Raw genomic sequence first — 21,540 nt, 5'->3', positions numbered from 1 at the left:
TCTTCTTTCTTCCAAAAATACTCCCGCCGGAGGCCTCAAATTTCTAGAAATTTGAGCGTGCCGCCACACCACGCATCGCAACCTCAAGCTCATGCACCAATGTGCCCGCCATGGACCGCATCGCCATAACCTCAAACACCTGCCCGCCGACCCGTGTGATCGCAACGGACATATGTCCCAACATCGTGCGGGCCGTGTGGCCGTTCTTGAACGTCGCCGCGCGCAGATCAATCGGCACGAGCCGCGCCAGCACATCCTCAACATCCGCCCCTTCAATGCGTATGATGGCCCAGGCATCGGACTGATCGGTCACGGCGGCCAGCTCATCCAGATCGACCGCGGCAGTCACCAGCCATGTGCGATGTCCAAACCACTGCATCCGCGCGCTGCGGTTGCTGGTGGCTCGGTTTGGGGCGGACAGGCCCAGGCCGATTTGTTCCTTCAAAGCCGTGGACGTGGCCATGGTTTTGCCTGCCAGTGGCGCTACCGAATAGATCCGTTCCAGCGCGACTTCGGTCACGGTGATGCCACCGATTTCCAGCGGCAAAAGGCCTGCGCAGGGCGTGAGAGGCAAAAGCTTAACCACGGGCGCGCCCTCCCTCTGGATCAAAGAACACAGGGTCGCAAACCTCGACCTGTGCGGTCAGCCCGCGCAAATGATCAACCATTTCTATCACTTCGCCATGTCGGGCCCGGCCCTGCTGCAAAAAGGCGAGCGCCAGATTTGTTTCCAGCGTCGGTGAATAGCAGACGGATGTCGTGTAGCCTTGGCTGTTGATCCGTACCGCCTCTGCGTCTTTTTCAAACAGGTGCGCCCCGGCAGTCAGTTGCTTGACCGCCCCTACCGGTTTCAGCCCGACCAATTGTTCGCGGTCCTCATCCAGCAGCCCCGATCTGCGCGAGGCGGCCTGCCCGATGCAGTCCTTCTTGAGGCTGACCATGCGGTCCATCCCGATATCAAAGGCTGTCGTGCGCCCGTGAATTTCCGCATGGGTGATGAACCCTTTTTCGATGCGTAAGACATTCAGCGCCTCCATCCCATAAGGCCCGCCGCCCAGCATTTCGGCCTGTGCCGTCAGCAGCCGGAACAGGCTTTCGCCATAGCGGGACGGCACGGCGACCTCATAAGCGTGTTCGCCGGAAAACGAGATGCGGAACAGGCGACCGGGCACACCAGCGACGGTGACGTCGCCACAGGACATGAAAGGCCAGACAGTATGGGTCAGCTCGTGAGCCAGAAGCGAATTCAACAAGTCACGGCTGCGCGGCCCGGCTACCGCAAACTGCGCCCATTGTTCGGTCACGGAAATCACCCGCGCATCCAGATCGGGCCGCAGCGCCTGCAGCACGAATTCCAGATGCCGCATCACCTGACCAGCAGCGGCGGTGGTGGTGGTCATCACGAAATGCTGTTCACCCAGCCGCGCGGTGGTGCCATCATCCATCACATGCCCGTCTTCGCGCAGCATCAGCCCGTACCGGACACGCCCCACCTTCAGCGTGGAAAACGTGTTGCAGTAAACGAAATCGAGCAATGCCGCTGCATCCGGCCCCTGAATGTCGATCTCACCCAGGGTGGAGACATCGCAGACGCCGACCGCGTTGCGCACGAACCCCACCTCGCGGTCGCAAGACTGCCGCCAGGTGGTTTCACCCGGTGCCGGGAAATAGCTGGGGCGGTACCACAGACCGGCCTCGATCATCGGTGCGCCGCGCGCGACCGTGGCCTTGTGCGATGTGGTCATCCGTTGCGGCGCAAAGCCCTTGCCTTGGCTGCCCGCGCCCATCGCGGCGATTGAGACCGGCACAAAGGGCGGGCGGAAGGTGGTGGTGCCAGTGTCGGGAATGCCCCGTCCAGTGGCGTCGGCCAGCACCGCCAGGGCGACCACGTTGGATGACTTGCCTTGATCCGGCGCCATGCCCTGCGTCGTGTAGCGTTTCATGTGTTCGACCGAGCGGAAGTTTTCCTGCGCGGCCAGTTTGATGTCCTTCACATGCACATCGTTCTGGAAATCGATCCATTTGCGCCCCTTGCCCGGGACCGCCCAAAGCGGGCTGATCCGGCAGGTGCTGTCATCGGCCACGGGCACCGTCACCTTGGGTTTCAACCCAAGGTCCGTTGCGACAACGGCAGCGATATCCGCCCCTTCTTGCAGGCAGGCCGCAGTGCTGAAGCTGCCGTTACAGGCCCCGGCGGCGACCATGCCGGGGATGCTGTCCGGGGTTGGTACAAAGCTCGCGATATCCTCGCGCCATGTGGGTCGCTCGTTCATGTGGCAGGTCAGGTGGACTGTCGGATTCCAGCCACCAGACATGGCGAGGCAGTCGGTGCGGATATCACGGGTGCCGCCGGAATGGGAAATCGTGATGCTTTCAAGTGCATGGCGTCCCTTGGTGGCTGTCACGGTGCCACCAGTATAGATCGGGAAATCTCCATCAATTTGCACGTTGTCGCGGCTGTCGATCAGGGCCGCGATGCGGATACCGGCCGCGGCCAGATCATGAGCGGTCCGGTGCGCATCGTCATTGTTGGCAAAGATCGTCACCGATTTGCCCGGGGCCACGCCCCAGCGATTGACATAAGCCCGCACAGCGCTGGCCATCATGATGCCGGGGCGGTCGTTGTCGGGAAAGGCGATGGGACGTTCGAGCGCGCCAGCACACAGGATCGACCGCTTGGCCACGATCCGCCAGAAGCATTCCAGCGGTTTGTCAGCGCGGCATGGGCCAGCGATCCTTTCCAATGCGCCAAAGGTGCCCTGATCATAGGCGCCAGTCACCGTTGTGCGGGTCATCAGGCGCACGTTGTCCATGGCGGACAATTCCGCCACCGCATCCGCTGCCCATTCAGCGCCGGGCTGTCCTTCGATATCCTCAACTTCGCGCAAAAGCCGCCCGCCCATGGCGGTATCTTCGTCGGTGAGGATGACATCGGCTCCGGCCCGCCCCGCAGTCAGTGCCGCCATCAGCCCGGCAGGCCCGCCGCCGATGATCAGCACATCGCAAAAGGCGAATGCCTTTTCGTAGTGGTCTTCGTTGCTTTTCCCGCTGAGGCCGCCAAGCCCTGCTGCGCGGCGGATCACGGGTTCATAAAGCTTTTCCCAGAAGGATTTCGGCCACATGAAGGTTTTGTAGTAGAACCCGGCCCCCAGAAAGGGTGAGATCAGGTCGTTCACCGCCATCACATCGTATTTCAGGCTTGGCCAGGCGTTCTGGCTGAACACCTCCAGCCCTTCTGACACCTCAAGCGTCGTCGCCCGTATATTGGGTTCGGCTTGTGCCCCGCGTCCCACGGTGACCAATGCGTTCTGCTCTTCCGATCCGGCGGACATGATCCCGCGGGGGCGGTGGTATTTGAAAGACCGGGCGACCAGTTTGACACCGTTGGCGAGCAGGGCTGCAGATACAGGCTCGCCCGGCACGCCCTGATAGCGCTGGCCGTCAAAGGTGAAATACACCGTCTTTTCAGGGGATTGCAGCCTCATCTTTTGACCTTGTGGGCCAGTGTTGTGCCGTGAACCGCATGAGTCACCGTGTTGCGTTCAACCACGATCCAGGCCCCACAGCCACCTTCGTGAAACCAAAGGTCGTTGGTCTCGCCAGCCGGGTTATCGCGGTTGTGCAGGTAATCATCCCAGGCAAGAGGTCCCGCATCAGGTGCAGGACGGGTGAGCGCGAGGGCATCCCCTTGGTAATAAAACTCGCGCCGGTCACGTTCGCCGCAATTGGGGCAGTTGATCCGCATGTGTCTTCCTAGTGCAAATTATGCTGAGAGCCGGTGCCCTCTTCATCCATCAGCCCCACGCCGGTGCGGAACCGGTCCAGCCGGTATTTCGCCGCCGGTTCATGGTGCCGCCCTGTCGCCATCAGATGGGCAAAGCTGAAACCGGACCCGGGCACGGCCTTGAAGCCTCCGTAACACCAGCCGCAATCGATAAAGAGCCCCTCGGTCGGGGTCTTGTCGATGATGGGCGAGCCATCCGGCGTCATGTCCATGATCCCACCCCATGATCGCAGCACGCGGGCCTTACCTATCATGGGCATCAGGGTCATGGCTGCGTCCATCACGTGTTCCTTCATCGGCAGGTTTCCCCGCGCCGCGTAAGAGCTGTAGAAATCCAGATCACCGCCAAATACCAACCCGCCCTTGTCGGACTGGCTGATATAGAAATGGCCCATGCCGAAGCTGACCACGTGATCGATGACAGGTTTGAGGCCCTCCGTGACAAAGGCCTGCAGGATGTGGCTTTCAATGGGCAGACGCATGCCCGCCATGGCGGCGACCTGCCCTGACCGTCCGGCGACCACGATCCCAACCTTGCCGGCCTTGATCGCGCCGCGCGTGGTCTGCACGCCCTTAACGACGCCGCCTTCGATATCGATCCCCGTGACCTCGCAGTTCTGGATAATATCGACACCGCGCTGATCGGCCCCACGCGCGTAGCCCCAAGCCACCGCATCATGCCGCGCGGTGCCGCCGCGCGGATGGTAAAGGCCGCCATAAATCGGAAAGCGGACATTATCGAAATCCAGGTAAGGCAAGTGCTTCCGGACACCCTCAGTGTCCAGAAGGATCGCATCATCGCCCTGATTGATCATCGCATTGCCGCGCCGCGCGAAGGCATCGCGCTGCCCATCGGAATGGAACAGGTTGATCAGGCCGCGCTGCGAATGCATGACATTGTAGTTCAGGTCCTGCTCCATCCCTTCCCAGAGTTTCAGCGAATGGGAATAGAATTCGGAATTACCGGGCAGGAAGTAGTTGGCACGCACGATGGTTGTGTTCCGGCCCACATTGCCGCCGCCGATATAGCCCTTTTCCAGGACCGCGATATTGGTCAGCCCGTGTTCCTTGGCGAGGTAATAGGCGGTGGACAACCCGTGCCCGCCACCGCCAATGATGACGGCGTCATATTCCGCCTTCGGCTCTGGATCGCGCCAGACCGGTTTCCAGCCCTTTTGGCCGAAAAGCCCCTCTTTGATGACCTGAAATCCCGAATATCCCATGCGTCAACCCTTGCCAGCATCATCAGACACTAGCAAGGGTTGGGGCGGGGTCATGTCCTCTTTTCGACAAACAGAGGACGAGTGGCGACCGGATCAGTAGGCGAGGCGGAAGTAGTCGATTTCGAAATTGTCTTCCTGGCCGGAACCGCAGAAGCCCATATCCATGTTCGATGTGCCATCAATCGTTCCGCCAGCAATCATCGACGCACCCTGGATGCCATTGGCGTTGGCCGCAAACTCGATATCGCCTTTCGCGATGAGTTGGCCGCCATACAAGCGCAGGTCAGAGGCAAAATTCATACCACCGAGGGTTACCAGCTGCGCGCCGCCACCGGTTGCGCAATTGTCATTGCGACCAACCTGCAGGCCTGAAGGGGCATTGATCGAGTCTGCGGCGGTGTCTTTTGAGATGACAATCACATCCTCCAGCACACTTCCGGCCGAGAACTTGATTTCGCAGGGCGACACGATCACAACCTCGCGCACTGTGGGCGTTGCATCAATGGTCAATCGTGGTCCGGCGCAGTTAATGTGATGAATACGGCCTGTCGTCAGGTCTGCGGCCTGGACCGTGCGTTCGGTCATGGTGACCACCTCTGGATCGGTGATGTAGTCAGGCAGTTCGGGAATGTCCGGTCCGGCGATATAGGCCAGCGGCTGTTCAAAGCGGGCAATGATCCCGTCGACCCGCGACAGAACGCGGATGTTCTGCTTGGACGCGCGCAAAGCCGCGCTCAACCCTTCGTTGGTTTCAAAGCCGGATTTTGGCAGATCAAGGCTGGCCAGATCTGGCATCGACACAACCGTGCCCGGTTCAAAGAAGTTGTTGCTGTTCAAGGATACATGCGTGTTGGAGTGGATGCAGAACCCGTTGCGAAACCCGTTATTTGACTGGATATCCACGATCCCTTCGGCCACGAAACCTTCGCGCAGACAGGCGGGCCGGTAGGTGGTGTAGATCGCGCTGGTGCTGACATCAAAGGAGTCGTGCCCAACGAGCTTGAACAGATAGGTAGCGACCGGGTTGGAATTCTCTTCCAGAAAGCTGGTACGCACATGGACTGCGCTGGTAGAGTCCGCATCGGGCGTGAATGTCTGATTGGTCCGGTCAAACACACCAAATTCAATATCGTTGACAGTGAGCGTAACGCCGTAATTCTCCGATGGCAGCGTTGCATTCACGATCTCGAGCGCGCGTTGCTTGGCACTATCGGCGTCCATCCGGTTGCGGTTATAAAGTGCCGCATGGGCGGCCTGATCCGCCGCAATCTGCAAATGCGTACGGGCCGCATAAAGGTTGCTGACATCTAGTGCGATGGAGCCGACGGCGGCAAAGCCGACAAACATGACCACCCCAAAGGCGCTGACGCTGCCTGTTTCATCGCGGCCAAAACTGCCTGCTGCCTTGATGGATCGGGACAAGGTACTGAAAACCATTCTTACTGCTCCAGGAAGTGTTGCGCGGTGACGACGACGTCGATGTTGTTGATGCCGGGGATGCTGCCAACTGCCATCAGATCAGTGGTCGGGATTTTTGCGGTACTGGTGACCACGCCGTCTTGGACGGTTGTGGTGACAACGACATTTTCGGAAAAAGGCTGCAAGGCGACGGCGATGAAATCCTGCGTGCTTTCGGTGTCGTTGAACCGGCCCACCGACAGGGCGCGGTTACCATCCTGGATCACACGTAATGCCTGTGCTTTGCCAAAAAAGATGAACGATACATCCGCCACAAGAACAAGGATGAACATGAACAGTGGGAACCAGAACAGCGATTCAACGGTTGCCGATCCGTCTTCGCATTTTGCGAAGCGTGATACCCATGAGCGGCTTTCTGCCTGTGGCATATTTTGTCCTTTTTCGCGTTTCAGTGTTGTTGCGTCAAAGGTCGAGTGACAATGCGGCAAGATCGTGGCCAACCGGCGGCTGATCAGCGGCCCGCGTAGTAAAAAAACGTAAAAAAACAAGTATGTTAATCGAGTATTAACACAACCTAGACGCAAGGTTAACGGCCAGTTCAACGTCTGTTATTTTCCGGATTCTGGCTGGGGGAGCGAAAGATGATTCGTCGAGCCCACAACCCTTCCGAGTGGCCAAGTCGGGTCAACTCTCCTGCCAAAGCGCTCATTCGCGGCGATCAGCGGCATCGCGATGTCGGTGCTCACCACGATATCATCACCATGAATGATGGGCGGCGGGCTGGTCACCGGTCCGCATTGGTGCGCCGCAACCATCGCGCGATCACTGCGCCGCGACGGACCGGGACGTACTATATAGTATATATCTGTCACCGGACCCTGCGCGGGTCCGGCTGTTTGGCGATATCGGTGTGCGGTTAGAGCCCCTTGGCGCGATAACTGTCAGCGACCTTGCGGATCGACACCAGATAAGCCGCCGTGCGCAGGTCGTGCACATCGTCGCGGCTGTGCCAAACCTCGCGCATGGCCTGATAGGCCGCCCGCATGGTGTCATCGAGACCGGAACGGACCAGTTCCAGTTCACCCGCGCCGCGCAGATAGCGTTCCTTGAAGTTGGGGCTGATTTCCCACCCCAATCCTTTGTCTGCCGACAACCGCTCAAGCTCATCAACCACCAACTGATGGCGGCTTTCCTCTGCCCGCCGCTGCATCCGGCCAAAGCGGATATGGCTGAGGTTCTTGACCCATTCGAAATAGGATACGGTGACACCACCTGCATTGGCATACATATCGGGGATGATCACGCAGCCCTTTTCGCGCAGGATATCATCGGCCCCGGCCGTGATAGGCCCGTTGGCGGCTTCGATGATCAACGGTGCCTTGATCCGGTCTGCGTTGCTGAGATTGATCACCCCTTCGAGGGCAGCGGGGATGAGGATATCGCATTCCGCTTCCAGCAATGTGGGTCCGTCCGCCTGATGGCTGGCGTCAGGATAGCCGGTGATGCCGCCGTGTTTGACGATCCAGGCGCGCACCGCCTCTACGTCCAGACCTTTTTCGTTATGCAGGGCCCCGTCGCGTTCGATGATACCGGTGATCAGTGCGCCGTCTTCCTCTGACAGGAACTTGGCCGCGTGAAAGCCCACATTGCCCAGACCTTGCACAATGATCCGCTTACCCTTGAGACTGCCGGAGAGGTTCGCCGCCGCCACATCCTCGGGGTAGCGAAAGAATTCCTGCAAGGCATATTGTACGCCGCGCCCGGTCGCTTCGACCCGGCCGGCAATCCCGCCAGAGTTGGGCGGTTTGCCGGTGACGCAGGCGGCACCGTTGATATCCGTGGTATTCATGCGTTTGTACTGATCGGCCATCCAGGCCATTTCGCGTTCTCCCGTACCCATGTCCGGCGCAGGCACATTCTGGGCCGGGTTAATCAGGTCGCGCTTGATCAGTTCATAGGCAAAGCGGCGGGTGATCAGCTCCAACTCGTGTTCGTCCCATTCACGCGGGTCGATACACAGTCCGCCCTTTGAACCGCCGAACGGCGCTTCTACCAGCGCACATTTATATGTCATCAGCGCGGCAAGCGCTTCCACCTCGTCCTGATTGACGGCCAGCGCATAGCGAATGCCGCCTTTGACCGGCTCCATATGTTCAGAGTGGACCGACCGATAGCCGGTAAAGGTGTGAATGGCCCCACGCAGGCGGACACCGAAGCGAACCGTGTATGTCGCATTACATACCCTGATCTTTTCCTCCAGGCCCGGACTAAGATCCATCAGGGCCACCGCCCTGTTAAACATCAGGTCGACAGATTCACGAAAGCTGGGTTCTTTGATAGTGTCGTGGGCAGTCATTTGGATCCCTCCCAAAGCGGCTGTTCCGATAGTGTTTTTTGGCACTTTACATGCCCTAACGTCACCCTAAACCCGATTCGCTAAAATGCGCTCAAAAAGTGGGCAAATCTCGAAAAAAGGCAGATTTCCCGTGAGGTTAACCGAATATGAACGAAAATCCTGCCGTTTTTTGTTTCGCGGGACGGAACAGTGCGACGTTTAGATGGCAAATGTGGAATATTTGTCTAAAACTGTAGGCGGAACCCTGCTGTCCTGCCCCAATTTTGCCACAGCAAGCTGATTAATATTCCCCTTGGGGATGTGCGTGTGCCACGTTTGTCGGCAAACGTCTTATAAAGCTGTAACGCCACCGGAGAGTTACTTATGTCTGATTTGAAGTCTTTCGCGCACCGCGTAAAGAGCAAGAACGCAGAGTTACGCGCCGAGATACTGCGAAAATTCGGCCGCGATGAAGATGCGGGAGTGCTCGTCCTGACACTGATGTTGTTCATCATCATGCTCGTTTTGGGCGGTATGGCTGTTGATTTCATGCGTTTTGAATCGCGTCGCGCAGCATTGCAGAGTGTTGCAGACCGGGCCGTTCTCGCGGCCGCAAATTTGAATCAGGACGCCGCCCCTGAGATTGTTCTGGACGAGTATTTCGAGAAGGCAGGCTTTGATGGTTCGATCGTCGGCACGCCCGAAATTGATACACGTGGCGGCACACGTTCTGTCGGGGTGAATGCGCAGCTGGACCTGAACACCTTTTATCTGAGGTTCATCGGCATCGACCAATTGGCAGCTCCTGCATCATCCACAGCGATTGAGGGGTCTGGCGATGTCGAGATTTCTCTTGTTCTGGATATCTCGGGTTCGATGCGCCATGGCGTGTCCGGAACCGGAAAAACACGGATCGAGCTTATTCGAGAGGCGGCATCCGGTTTTGTCACCGACCTGCTGAAACCCGAATACAAAGATCAGATATCGATCTCGCTCGTCACTTACTCGTCACAGGTTGCTCTCAGTGATGAGCTTTACGCGGCGATAAACACCAACAGCACGAATGTGTCTGATTTGACAATCCCGCTGGACGACAATCGGCTGGATCCTGACCACCCCGACTATAATCCATTGCTGCAGAAGGTGACGCTGCCTGACGGGACCGAGGAAGTCACTTTCCTGAACCCGGCGAGATGCATTGTCTTTCCAGAATCCGAATATGCCAAGGCAGCATTCGATACATCGCTAACATATGATCAGGTTGCGACCTTTCAGCGGCGGGTGTTCAGGGCGGGTCATTCCAACCAGAACGACGACGTGGCCGTATCGGATCAGCCGGATTGCCCCAATTCATCATTCGAGCAGATCATCCCCGTATCGCAAAATCTAGGCGAGCTGACGACAGCGATTGGCAAGCTTGAGCCGCGCCAGTTTACGTCGATCTACCTTGGTATGAAGTGGGGTGTGACGCTGCTTGATCCGTCGATGCGTGATATCATCGGAAACCTAACAACCACAGACGCGAAATTCCAGGGCCGACCTTCTGACTATGTCACCACGTCGAATGACGTGAGTACGCAGAAATACCTTATTTTGATGACTGACGGCAGAAACCAGTCAGGCACGCGAGTGCGCGCGAACCATTATGACACGGTCGCTGAACAGCTGCGCTGGTGGGAGCAGAATTTCCCCTACGCGAACAAGTCCGAAAATCGGGGGACATGGCCCTGGCTGAATGAAGACGATGTTGTTCAGCCGCACTGGCCTGAGGCAGATGGTGATGATCGGCTTCAGGAAATCTGCACAGCTGCAAGAGAACAAGGTATAACCATTTTCGCCATTGCTATGGGTGCCCCAACACACGGTGAGGGAGAAATGAAGGAGTGTGCGACGGCAAAACCAAATACAACCGAAACCGATGGCTACTATTTTGAAAATGACGGTGGCGAGATTGATCTGATCTTCCAAAACATTGCCGAACAGATCACCGCGCTGAGGTTGAGCCTATGATGTTTAATCTTCGTTCTGTCGCAGACACTCTAAAGACGTTCGCGCGCGACGAAGACGGTACGGCGTCTCTCGAGTTTGTGCTCGCCTTCCCGATCTTCATGCTGTTTTTCGGCATGACTTACGAGAACGGGATGATATCCCTTCGGCACGTCATGCTCGAACGCGGTGTTGACTTGGCCGTTCGGGATATCAGAATCGGCCGAGTAACAGACCCATCGCGCGAGCGGATCAAGACGGATATCTGCGACTATTCTCTCATCATTCCGGATTGCATGAACCAGCTTCAGCTTGAGGTGCTGGTCCGTGATCCCCATACTTGGGTTGCTGTCCCACCAGAAGTGACCTGCGTTGATCGGGGCGACCCGGACGACGCTGATAACACTCCTAACGTCCTTGGGAATAATCAGCTCGTTTTTCTGAAAGCATGTGCTCGCTTTGATCCGGTCATGCCCACAACCGGTATTGGTCGGGCCATCACGAAGGCAGCAGAGGGTGACACGGCCGCAGGGGGTTCTTACGCGCTGGTCACCAGAGCCAGTTTTGTGATTGAGCCCTTCAAAAGAGAAAACACCGGAGGTGGAACGTAAAGTGCTGGGACTACTGCAAAAATTCTCCAAGGAGGAGTCGGGATCAGTGTCCGTCGAACTGCTGTTCGTGGTGCCTATCCTTTTCTGGACCTTGATGTCGACCTTCGTCTTTTTTGATGCTTATCGCGCTGAAGCAATCAGCACACGGGCCGGGCTGACAATTGCGGACATGTATAGCCGTGAAACGGACCCAATCACGCCTGCATATCTGAATGGAACGCGGCAATTGCTGAGATCATTGACCGAGGCAGAGGCTGATCCAGACTTTCGTGTGACGGCTTATCAGTATTTCGAAACTGATGACGAGTACCGGGTCATATGGTCACGTAACCGTGGAATGACACCAAACTATAACGATGCGCGTTTTGCTAATATACGGAACCGTGTTCCGGATTTATCCGACGGCGAGGTTGCGATATTGGTTGAAACACGAACACAATATACTGCACCGTTCACGTCCGCTATTGCGCCCTTTGATGTGGACAGTTTGCGAGAGATCGAGTTCAACACGTTTGTGTTTATCAGCCCGCGCCCGATCCAAGTGTGCTGGCAACAAACAAGTACCAGCGATCAACTTTGCGATAGGTTCAGCGGGTAGCAATCAAGTCAGTTGGTTTCTGATCGCGACGTCAGACGAAACGCGATCTGTTCAGCCATGAATTTGGCCTGGCCGGCTGATGTAACGCCGCCAACACCAACACGGCGACCCAGCCGCCACCAGAGCCCCGGTGCCCAGCCCCGGGGCTTTTTGCTGCGCAACACCAGCGTGAAGCCGTTAGACGGTTTGAACGCAAATACACCCCGATCGACCAGCTCAATCTCGTCCATGTGCGCCAAAACGATGCCTGAACTGTCGCGCACTTCGGTTTCGGTCAGCTCGATCACATTCGTAGTCGCCCGGCGCAGCATCTCGGCCCCCCATAGCGCCGAAAGCCCCATGCCCAGCATGACGATGGTCCATAACAAGGATGGCGGCTGCACCAGCGGCAGATAGATCAGCAGCGCGCCCAGCACGAACAATACCGCATAGGCGAAAACCCGGCGTGCCGGTGATGCATGTACCCGGGCGTAAACGCCATTTTCATCCGGCTTGAACATGGGTCTTTCCTTTCGTGACGTCACCCTGCCCTACCCCAGTCGGGCAGGGCTGACCAGAGCCGCCGGCGTGCCCCTGACAGCGGCCACACCAAGACATCACACGCTGACGGATTTGCGCACCAGATCCCAATAGATCGTCTCAATCGTATTCATGTCGAGCCTGCCGCCTTCGCGGTACCAATGGCTGAGACCGGTAAGCATCGCGATGAGAGCCATCGTCGCCACGCGGGTATCGGGCACCGCAAAGACGCCTTCGGTCTCACCGGCGCAAAGAATGTCTTCAAGCTCATCCTCGTACGCGCGGCGCAGGCCTTCGATGGTGGTAAAATTCTCGGGCAAGAGGTTGCGCAGTTCCATATAGGACACAAACACCTGATCAGACCGGGGCAAGTGGTACCGGATGTGAAACCGGGTGAATGCCTCGAGCCGGGTCATGGCGTCGCCACTGATATCCTCAGCGGCCAGGGCCGCCAGAAGGTCGGCCATATGGTCGCGCATCAGATCGAACAGCAGGCTTTGCTTGTCAGATGTATAGTTATAAAGCGCCCCCGCCTGTACGCCCACATCCGCCGCGATCTGGCGCATGGACACGGCGGCATATCCGTGGCGCGCAATCAGCCGCAGCGCCGTATCCTGAACCCGCGGGCCGGTAATGTCGGAATGTGAACCTTGCTTGCGTGCCATGTTTTCCATGTAACTGAACAAGCGTTCATTTGAAAAGCCCTGATGCGCCGCTTGCCCTGATGCCGCTGCGCCGGATATAGCGGGGCATGCGTTTGATCATCCTGCCACTTTTGCTGTCGGCCTGTGCCAGTTTCCCCGAATTGGACGGGACGATCAGCGATACGGCACGGCAGGCACCCTACCCCCGGCTAGCGCCTTTGCCTGATACCATTGACCGGGCCATGGATAGCAATGTCGAAACAGAACTGGCCGCCCGCATCGCCGCGCTCAATGCCCGTGCCGAACGGTTGCGCCGCATAGACATCGCTGCGTTGCAGTGACCGCGCCTATTCGCTAGTACCGGATCAAAGCTCACAACGGATGGATTGCCCCACATGACCGAACCACTGCGCCTTGGAATTGCGGGGCTTGGCACCGTTGGTGTGGGGATCGTACGGATCATCCAGAAACATGCGGCCCTGCTTGAGGCCCGGTCGGGACGTCCGGTTGTGATCAGCGCCGTATCGGCCCGGTCGCGCACCAAGAACCGGGATGTGAACCTGTCAGATTATGACTGGGAAGATGACCCCGTGACGCTCGCCACACGCAAAGATATCGACGTGTTTGTCGAAGTAATGGGCGGCTCCGAAGGCCCGGCCAAAGACGCCACCGAAGCTGCAATCAGGGCAGGCAAGGATGTGGTCAGTGCCAACAAGGCTCTGCTGGCGATCCATGGGCAGGCGCTGGCCGAAGCGGCGGAAGAGGCGGGCCGCGTCATCCGGTTCGAGGCGGCTGTCGCTGGCGGCATCCCGGTGGTCAAGGCGCTGACAGAAGGACTGGCCGGAAACGAAATTACGCGCGTGATGGGCGTGATGAATGGCAGTTGCAATTACATCCTGACCCGGATGGAGGATGCTGGCCTGAGTTACGAGGCCGTCTTTGATGAGGCCAATCAGCTTGGCTATCTGGAGGCGGATCCGGAACTGGATGTTGGTGGGATTGATGCGGCGCACAAATTGGCGTTGCTGTCCTCCATTGCGTTCGGGACGCAGGTGGATTTCGACGCGGTCGAACTGGAAGGGATCGGTGCGATCACGATTGATGATATCCGGCAGGCGGCCGATATGGGGTTCAAGATCAAGCTTCTGGGTGTGGCCCAATTGACCGGGCGCGGGTTGGAACAGCGCATGTCACCCTGTCTTGTCCCTGACACGTCACCTTTGGGGCAGCTGCAAGGGGGCACCAACATGGTAGTGCTGGAAGGGGACGCGGTCAGCCAGATCGTGCTGCGCGGCCCCGGCGCGGGCGAAGGTCCTACAGCAAGTGCTGTAATGGGCGATGTGATGGATATTGCGCGCGGGATGCGCATGTCGACCTTCGGACAGCCGGCCAACACACTGCGCAAAGCCCGCGCCGCACGCGCCGCCGTCCCTGCCCCCTACTATTTGAGGATGCAGCTGCTTGATAAACCTGGAGCATTGGCCAAGGTCGCCCATGCCTTGGGTGAGGCCGGGATTTCGATCAACCGGATGCGGCAGTATGAACATGGCGACGCGACCGCGCCGGTGCTGATCGTGACCCATAAGACAACACAGACCGCATTGGACGAGGCCTTGGCCGATTTCCGGACAACCGGTGTTGTCTCCGGCGATCCGGTAGCCATCCGGATCGAAGCGGTCTGAGCCTTTAGCGCAAACAGACTTGCCGCCGCGCTGTAGACAGGCTTTAGCTGACGTGATTGACCAAAGGACCTTATCTTATGCACCAAGCCCCTGATTTTAATGACCGCATGCTTTCGCTGGGCCTTGCCCGCGTGTCTGAGGCCGCCGCCATTGCCTGTACGCCCCTGATCGGGCGCGGCGATGAGAAGGCCGCAGATCAGGCTGCCGTTGACGCGATGCGAACCGAGTTGAACAAGCTTGAAATCGCCGGCGTTGTTGTCATTGGCGAGGGCGAGCGGGACGAGGCGCCGATGCTTTACATCGGTGAAGAAGTGGGAACAGGCACAGGCCCCGGCGTGGATATCGCGCTGGACCCGCTGGAAGGCACGACGCTGACCGCCAAAGATATGCCCAACGCGCTGGCTGTGATCGCCATGGGACCGCGCGGGTCCATGCTGCATGCGCCGGATGTCTATATGGACAAACTGGCGATCGGTCCCGGCTTTCGCACCGGTGTGGTGACCCTGGATATGTCGCCTGCTGAACGTGTGTCAGCGCTTGCCGCAGCCCGTGGCTGTTCAACCAATGACATCACGGTCTGCGTGCTGGAACGCCCGCGACACAACGAGATGATTGCAGAAATCCGCAGCACGGGTGCCGCCATCCGGCTGATTACCGATGGTGATGTGGCGGGCGTCATGCATTGCGCAGAACCCGATCTGACGGGCATCGATATGTATATGGGCTCTGGCGGCGCACCAGAAGGCGTGTTGGCCGCAGCCGCATTAAAATGCATGGGCGGACAGATTTTCGGGCGGCTGTTGTTCCGCAACGATGACGAAAAAGGCCGCGCCAAAAAGGCTGGCATTACCAATTTCGACCGGGTTTATACCCGCGACGATATGGTCACCGGCGATGTGATCTTTGCCGCAACAGGTGTCACCGATGGGTCACTGGTGCCGGGCATCAAACGCGAGGTGGGGTTTGTCACCGCCGAGACGATCCTGATGCGCTCCAAAACCGGATCGGTCCGGCGCATGGTTTATCGCAACCCCACAGGCTAGCCAAGCGGCGCTATCCCGCATATTGTGGGCAGCGATGAACGCCATACAAGATAAACCCGCATTCCTGAACGTCGCGACCTCGGCCACCGGGCGGCGCTGGATCGGCCCGTCGGTGGAAGAGGATCGGCTGTCAGAGGCGATGGCGCAGGAAACCGCCCTGCCCGCCCCGCTATGCCGGACATTGGTGCAACGCGGTGTGACCGCCCAAGAGGCCCCGGGTTTCCTGACCCCCAAGCTGCGCGACCTGCTGCCCGATCCCCATCAAATGCGTGATATGGAAAAGGCAGCAGAGCGGTTTCTCCGCGCCGTCATCAACACTGAAAAGATCGCAATTTTTGCCGATTATGATGTCGATGGCGGATCATCTGCCGCGCTGCTGATCACTTGGCTGCGCGATATGGGGCGCCAAGCAACGCTCTATGTGCCCGACCGGATCGACGAAGGCTACGGGCCGAATGATGAGGCGATGGCCGCATTGGCGCGGGATCACGACCTGATTATCTGCGTTGACTGCGGCACGCTTTCGCATGGCCCGATTGCTGCAGCAAAGGGGGCCGATGTCGTTGTCCTTGACCATCACCTTGGCGGCGAAACCCTGCCCCCCGCGCATGCGGTCGTGAACCCCAACCGGCAGGACGAAAGCGGCGATCTGGGGCATCTCTGCGCGGCGGCGGTCGTCTTCATGATGTTGGTCGAAGCCAACCGGCAATTGCGCGCCGCGGGCCAGACCGGGCCTGACCTGATGGCAATGCTTGATCTTGTGGCGCTCGCAACGGTGGCTGATGTCGCCCCCCTGATCGGTGTCAATCGGGCCTTTGTCCGGCAAGGTTTGGCGGTGATGAGCCAGCGCCAGCGGATCGGACTGACGGCATTGGCGGATGTGGCAGGTCTGGATCAAGCCCCTACCAGTTATCACCTGGGGTTTCTGTTGGGTCCGCGGGTCAATGCAGGCGGACGGATCGGCAAGGCCGATCTGGGCGCGCGTCTGCTGGCCACCGATGACCGCCACGAGGCCGAAGGCTTCGCTGCCCGCCTTGATCAACTGAACACCGAACGCCGCGAGGTGGAGGCCGCAGTGCGCGACCTCGCGCTGGAACAGGCGACCGCGCGGGGCCTTGATGGCCCGCTGGTCTGGGCCGCTGGCGAAGGCTGGCACCCAGGCGTTGTGGGCATTGTCGCCGCACGGCTGAAAGAAGCCACCAACCGGCCCGCCATCGTCATCGGGCTGGATGGCAACGAAGGCAAAGGATCAGGGCGGTCCGTTTCCGGTATCGACCTTGGTGCCGCGATCCAGCGCACCGCGAGCGAGGGGCTGCTGATCAAAGGAGGCGGGCACAAGATGGCGGCGGGTCTGACGGTGGCCCGCGATCAGCTGGAACCAGCCATGGACCGGCTGGGTGAACTGCTTGCCAAACAGGGTGCGGCGGATATCGGCCCGGCTGATCTGCGGCTTGACGGGTTGCTGATGCCGGGGGCTGCCACTGTCGAACTGATCCAGCAGATCGAAAGCGCAGGTCCCTTTGGAGCTGGCGCACCGGCACCGCGTTTTGCGTTTCCCGACTGTCAGATCCTTTTTGCCAAGCAGGTCGGCGCAAACCACCTCAAGATCAGTTTCGGCGATGGGATCGGGGCACGGATCGACGCCATCAGCTTTGGCGCGATGGACGGGCCACTTGGTCCGTTACTGATGGATCATAACGGTGCGCGCTTCCATTTGGCGGGCCGGTTGGAGATCAACACATGGCAAGGACGACAGTCGGTCCAACTGCGGCTGGAGGACGCCGCACCGGCCCATTGATTTCGGTCGAAAAACGCAAAATACCCCCTTGCGCGCTGGCCGCGGTTTCCCTAAAAGCGGCGCACCAAGTGCGGTCCCTTCGTCTATCGGTTAGGACGCCAGGTTTTCAACCTGGAAAGAGGGGTTCGATTCCCCTAGGGACTGCCATGGTAATTTTCCAAAATGTTGATTTAATTCGGAGATTTTATTCTCAACATGCTGGTACCCCTGTAATGCCCCCAACTTTGGACCGGACGATGTCGAGCAACGGCGATCACCGCAAAGTTGGAGTTTGCCCCACCAATACGTCACGATTCCATTTGGCGGCATTCGTCGCCAAAAGGTCCGACGTATTGCCGACGCAAATCCGACGCGATGCCGACCGCTGATGCCCCTGTAAAATAAGGCATTAACCTATAATTCGCCGTCAGCGCAAGAAACCACCGTACGGTGGGGACGACGCAACACCTGCGAATGGTGGGTCAGTAGGGCATTGGATGCGCCCGATTGAGGTTGTCAATTGCGCTCACCACCTCATCCGACAGCACCACATCCGCCCCTGCCAGGATGCGCTCCAGCTGTGCCGCAGTCGTCGCCCCGAAAATCGCCGACACCGCAAAGGGACGCGTCCGTTGCCAGGCCATCGCCATATGCACCGGGTCCAGCCCGTGAGCGGCGGCCAGATCAAGATAGGCCTGCGTCGCCTCGAAAACACGGGGCGATTTGCGGCCGCCCAGATCGCCGTTGATCGCCATCCGGCTGCCATCGGGCACTGCACCATTCTGGTACTTGCCGGTCAGCAACCCGCAGGCCAGTGGCGAAAATGACAGCAGCGTCACATCCTCGTTCACCGCCATTTCGGCCATGTCGGTATCGTACAGACGGCACAGCAGCGAATATTCATTCTGCACCGATGCCATGCGGGGCAGGCCCGCGCATTCGGCCTGATCGATCCATTTCGTCATTCCCCAGGCACTTTCGTTGGACATACCTATCGCCTTGATTTTCCCTGCTTTTACGCAATCGGCCAGCGCAGTCAGCACGTCCATCATATGATCCAGCGTTTCCTGCCGGTTCTGCCCTGACGGATCATACGTCCAGTTCTGGCGGAACATGTAAGACCCACGCAGCGGCCAGTGCATCTGATAAAGGTCGATCACATCGGTCTGCAGCCGTTTGAGCGATGTATCCACGGCCTCTCGGATCACCGCTCCATCATAGCCGCGCCCCTCGCGGACCCAACCCGGATTGTCGCCAGAGACCTTGGTGGCGATCACGATATCATGCCGCCGCCCCGTCTTGGCGATCCAGTTGCCGATGACCTGCTCAGACAGGCCGACGGTTTCGGCCCGGATCGGATTGACTGGATACATCTCGGCCGTATCGAGAAAATTGATCCCCGCATCCACGGCCATATCAATCTGGGTATGGGCGTCATCCTGAGGCGTCTGATTGCCATAAGTCATTGTGCCCAAACACCAATCACTCACCATGATATCAGTGCGGCCAAGGGGGATCATTTTCATCGCGCAAGCCTTTGTTTTCAGATTTGGCCAAACCCTAATGCGCAGCCCGCCAAGGGCAAGGGCGCATTGCGGATTGTCGATACTAACCCCATATCAACTGTATGAGATTGATAAACAGAGCATTTCCGCCAACGCACAAACTATATCATTGGGTGGTCGCACAGATCGGCATGATGCGCGTGCAAGGGTAAGACGATCTTGGCTTCCCTGAATAAGAAACTTGATCGAATACAGAGGCAAGAGCGTCTCGAATTCTGGTCATTTATCTGCACATTTCCATTGTTGCTTGGGCTGATTTCCTATTTTGCTTTTGCGCCCGCTGAAACGACGTTCCGGTTCGTCAAGGTGACCGGCGGAAAATTTGACGCCGACGATGTCGGCCCGATTTGGCGGGTTGAGGTGGATTGGGATGGCACAACGCGCCGGGTAAGCAGTAGGGCAAGGCCCGCCCATCTGGAACAAGGGCGCTATATCTGCATCAACTATCATGTCGGTGCAAATGACGACGCCACGCGCCTCACCATCCTGCCCACAGGAATATGCCACCAGAACGGTGTTTTCGAACCGACAAGGTAGCAATGCGACATTTCCCGTCGCCCATTCACTTGTCGGCAGCTCAATTGCCATGCATGCAAGCCTCATGCGCATGCTCCTCTCCTTCGCGTCATTGTTCCTGTCCGTCGCTTTGCTGCAACTGTCCTCGGGCGGTGTCGGGCCATTGGACGCGCTGACCGGGTTGGAGGCCGGGTTTTCCAAGGCAGAGGTGGGATTTCTGGGGTCCGCCCATTTCTTTGGCTTCTTCATCGGCTGCTGGTGGGCGCCGCGCCTGATGGGCAGTGTCGGCCACAGCCGTGCCTATGCCACATTCACCGCGATGGGGGCGATCGGGCTGGCCGCCCATGTGGTGGTGGCAGATCCTTATTTCTGGGCTTTGTTCCGGGTTGCGTCCGGTATCTGCGTGGCCGGGTGCTATACCGTGATCGAGGCTTGGTTGCAGGCCAAGGTCACCAATGAAACCCGCGGGCGGGCCATGGGCAGTTATCGCATCGCGGATATGGGCGCATCCTTTGTCGCGCAGTTCATGATCGGGGCGCTGGCCAATCTGGAAACCTATATCGCCTATAACATCCTGACGATCCTGTGCTGTGCCTCGCTTTTGCCGCTGGCACTGACCCGCATCGCGCAACCGCAAACACCTGCGGCCACGCGGTTGCGCCCCGCACTTGCCTGGGCATGTTCACCGCTCGGGGTTGCTGCCGTGCTGGTCGCGGCCCTGTCCAGCGCGTCTTTCCGAATGGTTGGGCCGATCTATGGGCAAGAGGTTGGGCTGGGCGCTGACCAGATCGGTTATTTCCTGGCTGCCTTTGTCGCAGGCGGCGCGCTGGCGCAATATCCAGTGGGCTGGCTGGCCGACAAATATGACCGGCGCTGGGTGATGATCTGGTTGTCGGTCGCCGCCGTGATTGCCTGTGCATTCACCGTCGCCACGTCAAACAACGGCACCATCACTGTTCTGTTTGCTGCCGGTTTTTTCGGGCTGACCACCTTTCCGATCTATTCGGTCGCCACCGCCCATGCCCATGATTTTGCCACGTCAGATCAACGGGTTGAACTGTCGGCGGCGCTGATGTTTTTCTACGCGGTCGGTGCCATTGCGGCCCCTTATACCACATCAGCCCTGATCGCGGCGTTCGGGCCTGCGGCGCTGTTCTATTTCATCTCTGCCGGGCATATCCTCTTGATCATCTTCGGCCTTGGCCGGATGCGCGTGCGTGGCACACCGGAGGACAGGACGCGCTATGTCTACGCGCCCCGCACCAGCTTTGGCATCGGCAGGCTGCTGGGCCGCAGCCGGGATCAGAAGAAGCGGTAGATCATCGCAATGCGGGTGGTTGTTACCGCGTCGGTAAAGCCGCCGAAATCCTCGTCCAGGAAATCGCGGATGAATTCCCCACGCAGGCTCCACCGGTCCGAGAAGTCACGTTCCACACCGATACCGAAGTTAGAGCCGTCATTATCCTCATCACCAAACTGATAGCGCGTGACCCCAACCGCACCAAGAATGGTGTAGTCGCCGATGTCATACATACCGATCAGGCGCAGGCGGTTGGTGTCATAATCGGTGTTGCCATTCAGGGGCATACCGATGTCCAGTTCAACCCCGTAGCGGAGTGTCGGGCCGCCAAACGTCACGCCGCCGAGCCAGGAAAATCCGGCCTGATCTTCGCCCGAGTGCGGTTTGCCGTAATCAAGGCCAAGGCCGCCATGGAACTCTTGCGCTGTTGCCGCCGACCCGATGCAAAGGGCGCAAAGCGCTGCCAGAATGGTTTTCATCAAAAGTCCCTCCGGTTGATGTGCCTTTGCGGCAAACTAACCATGCATATGCAGAATGA

General features: G+C 58.6%; 20 protein-coding genes and 1 tRNA gene. 9 read left to right on the top strand and 12 right to left on the bottom strand.

From position 1 onward, the window contains the following. Positions 1–43 precede the first annotated feature (43 nt). From ACFWW2_RS19295 to ACFWW2_RS19265, 7 genes are all read right to left on the bottom strand, one after another. Complete coding sequence (locus ACFWW2_RS19295; RefSeq protein WP_393930794.1) at positions 44–586, bottom strand: sarcosine oxidase subunit gamma; 543 nt, start codon at positions 584–586, stop codon at positions 44–46. Next, a complete protein-coding gene (locus tag ACFWW2_RS19290) occupies positions 579–3,485 on the bottom strand; it encodes a sarcosine oxidase subunit alpha family protein (protein ID WP_393930792.1) in 2,907 nt (968 codons plus the stop codon). The genes ACFWW2_RS19295 and ACFWW2_RS19290 overlap by 8 nt, the downstream gene beginning before the upstream one ends. Further along, the gene (locus ACFWW2_RS19285) at positions 3,482–3,745 is read right to left on the bottom strand and encodes a sarcosine oxidase subunit delta (protein ID WP_393930790.1); all 264 of its coding nucleotides are present in this window, start codon (positions 3,743–3,745) and stop codon (positions 3,482–3,484) included. Before ACFWW2_RS19285 ends, ACFWW2_RS19290 begins: the two co-directional genes overlap by 4 nt. Before the next feature lie 8 nt (positions 3,746–3,753). Beyond that, entirely contained in the window at positions 3,754–5,007 is a 1,254-nt protein-coding gene (locus tag ACFWW2_RS19280; RefSeq protein ID WP_393930788.1) for a sarcosine oxidase subunit beta family protein, read from the bottom strand. A 93-nt stretch (positions 5,008–5,100) separates the two neighbouring features. Beyond that, positions 5,101–6,444, bottom strand: coding sequence for a pilus assembly protein TadG-related protein (locus tag ACFWW2_RS19275; RefSeq protein WP_393930786.1), 1,344 nt, complete (start codon positions 6,442–6,444; stop codon positions 5,101–5,103). A 2-nt stretch (positions 6,445–6,446) separates the two neighbouring features. Continuing rightward, on the bottom strand, positions 6,447–7,028 hold the full coding sequence (locus ACFWW2_RS19270; protein WP_393930784.1) for a TadE/TadG family type IV pilus assembly protein: 582 nt from the start codon (positions 7,026–7,028) through the stop codon (positions 6,447–6,449). A 314-nt stretch (positions 7,029–7,342) separates the two neighbouring features. Next, complete coding sequence (locus ACFWW2_RS19265) at positions 7,343–8,782, bottom strand: Glu/Leu/Phe/Val family dehydrogenase (RefSeq protein ID WP_393930782.1); 1,440 nt, start codon at positions 8,780–8,782, stop codon at positions 7,343–7,345. Between the two features lie 363 nt (positions 8,783–9,145). Between ACFWW2_RS19265 and ACFWW2_RS19260 the strand changes: the two genes are divergently transcribed. Genes ACFWW2_RS19260 through ACFWW2_RS19250 form a run of 3 tightly spaced genes read left to right on the top strand, consistent with a single transcriptional unit; the run spans position 9,146 to position 11,956 of the window. After that, positions 9,146–10,771 (top strand): TadE/TadG family type IV pilus assembly protein, encoded by a 1,626-nt coding sequence (locus tag ACFWW2_RS19260; RefSeq protein WP_393930780.1) that lies wholly within the window; start codon positions 9,146–9,148, stop codon positions 10,769–10,771. Beyond that, positions 10,768–11,358 carry a TadE/TadG family type IV pilus assembly protein gene (locus tag ACFWW2_RS19255; RefSeq protein ID WP_393930778.1) on the top strand — a complete coding sequence of 197 codons (591 nt, stop codon included), beginning with the start codon at positions 10,768–10,770 and terminating at the stop codon, positions 11,356–11,358. Before ACFWW2_RS19260 ends, ACFWW2_RS19255 begins: the two co-directional genes overlap by 4 nt. After that, positions 11,318–11,956, top strand: a complete 639-nt coding sequence (locus ACFWW2_RS19250; protein ID WP_393930776.1) for a TadE/TadG family type IV pilus assembly protein — start codon at positions 11,318–11,320, stop codon at positions 11,954–11,956. The genes ACFWW2_RS19255 and ACFWW2_RS19250 overlap by 41 nt, the downstream gene beginning before the upstream one ends. An 8-nt stretch (positions 11,957–11,964) precedes the next feature. Here ACFWW2_RS19250 and ACFWW2_RS19245 read toward each other — a convergent pair whose 3' ends face one another. Both ACFWW2_RS19245 and ACFWW2_RS19240 read right to left on the bottom strand, forming a co-directional pair. Continuing rightward, complete coding sequence (locus ACFWW2_RS19245; RefSeq protein WP_393930774.1) at positions 11,965–12,456, bottom strand: hypothetical protein; 492 nt, start codon at positions 12,454–12,456, stop codon at positions 11,965–11,967. 96 nt (positions 12,457–12,552) lie between these two features. Next, positions 12,553–13,140 carry a TetR/AcrR family transcriptional regulator gene (locus ACFWW2_RS19240; protein WP_393930772.1) on the bottom strand — a complete coding sequence of 196 codons (588 nt, stop codon included), beginning with the start codon at positions 13,138–13,140 and terminating at the stop codon, positions 12,553–12,555. 86 nt (positions 13,141–13,226) lie between these two features. On the opposite strand from ACFWW2_RS19240, the gene ACFWW2_RS19235 reads away from it, so the two are divergent. The 5 genes from ACFWW2_RS19235 (at position 13,227) to ACFWW2_RS19215 (ending at position 17,789) form a co-directional block, all read left to right on the top strand. Further along, positions 13,227–13,460: a hypothetical protein gene (locus ACFWW2_RS19235; protein WP_393930770.1), complete on the top strand. Its 234-nt coding sequence runs from the start codon at positions 13,227–13,229 to the stop codon at positions 13,458–13,460. 54 nt (positions 13,461–13,514) lie between these two features. Next, positions 13,515–14,801: a homoserine dehydrogenase gene (locus tag ACFWW2_RS19230; RefSeq protein WP_393930768.1), complete on the top strand. Its 1,287-nt coding sequence runs from the start codon at positions 13,515–13,517 to the stop codon at positions 14,799–14,801. Between the two features lie 77 nt (positions 14,802–14,878). Next, positions 14,879–15,844: a class II fructose-bisphosphatase gene (glpX, locus tag ACFWW2_RS19225; protein WP_393930766.1), complete on the top strand. Its 966-nt coding sequence runs from the start codon at positions 14,879–14,881 to the stop codon at positions 15,842–15,844. A 34-nt stretch (positions 15,845–15,878) separates the two neighbouring features. After that, positions 15,879–17,642 (top strand): single-stranded-DNA-specific exonuclease RecJ, encoded by a 1,764-nt coding sequence (gene recJ, locus ACFWW2_RS19220; RefSeq protein ID WP_393930764.1) that lies wholly within the window; start codon positions 15,879–15,881, stop codon positions 17,640–17,642. A 72-nt stretch (positions 17,643–17,714) separates the two neighbouring features. After that, a tRNA-Glu gene (locus tag ACFWW2_RS19215) sits at positions 17,715–17,789 on the top strand. 314 nt (positions 17,790–18,103) lie between these two features. Here the strand turns inward: ACFWW2_RS19215 and ACFWW2_RS19210 are convergent. Beyond that, a complete protein-coding gene (locus ACFWW2_RS19210) occupies positions 18,104–19,147 on the bottom strand; it encodes an aldo/keto reductase (RefSeq protein WP_393930762.1) in 1,044 nt (347 codons plus the stop codon). A 258-nt stretch (positions 19,148–19,405) separates the two neighbouring features. Then, entirely contained in the window at positions 19,406–19,774 is a 369-nt protein-coding gene (locus ACFWW2_RS19205) for a hypothetical protein (RefSeq protein WP_393930760.1), read from the bottom strand. 13 nt (positions 19,775–19,787) lie between these two features. On the opposite strand from ACFWW2_RS19205, the gene ACFWW2_RS19200 reads away from it, so the two are divergent. Beyond that, positions 19,788–21,020, top strand: coding sequence for an MFS transporter (locus tag ACFWW2_RS19200; RefSeq protein WP_393930758.1), 1,233 nt, complete (start codon positions 19,788–19,790; stop codon positions 21,018–21,020). On the opposite strand, the gene ACFWW2_RS19195 is transcribed toward ACFWW2_RS19200, so the two are convergent. Beyond that, a complete protein-coding gene (locus tag ACFWW2_RS19195; protein ID WP_393930756.1) occupies positions 21,005–21,481 on the bottom strand; it encodes an outer membrane beta-barrel protein in 477 nt (158 codons plus the stop codon). The two genes, ACFWW2_RS19200 and ACFWW2_RS19195, sit on opposite strands and share 16 nt — an antisense overlap. Positions 21,482–21,540 lie beyond the last annotated feature (59 nt).

It is taken from the genome of Yoonia sp. R2-816, assembly GCF_046762905.1.
Lineage (GTDB): Bacteria > Pseudomonadota > Alphaproteobacteria > Rhodobacterales > Rhodobacteraceae > Yoonia.
Note: the sequence above shows the minus strand (reverse complement) of the source record. Positions and strands in the feature narration are given on the sequence as shown.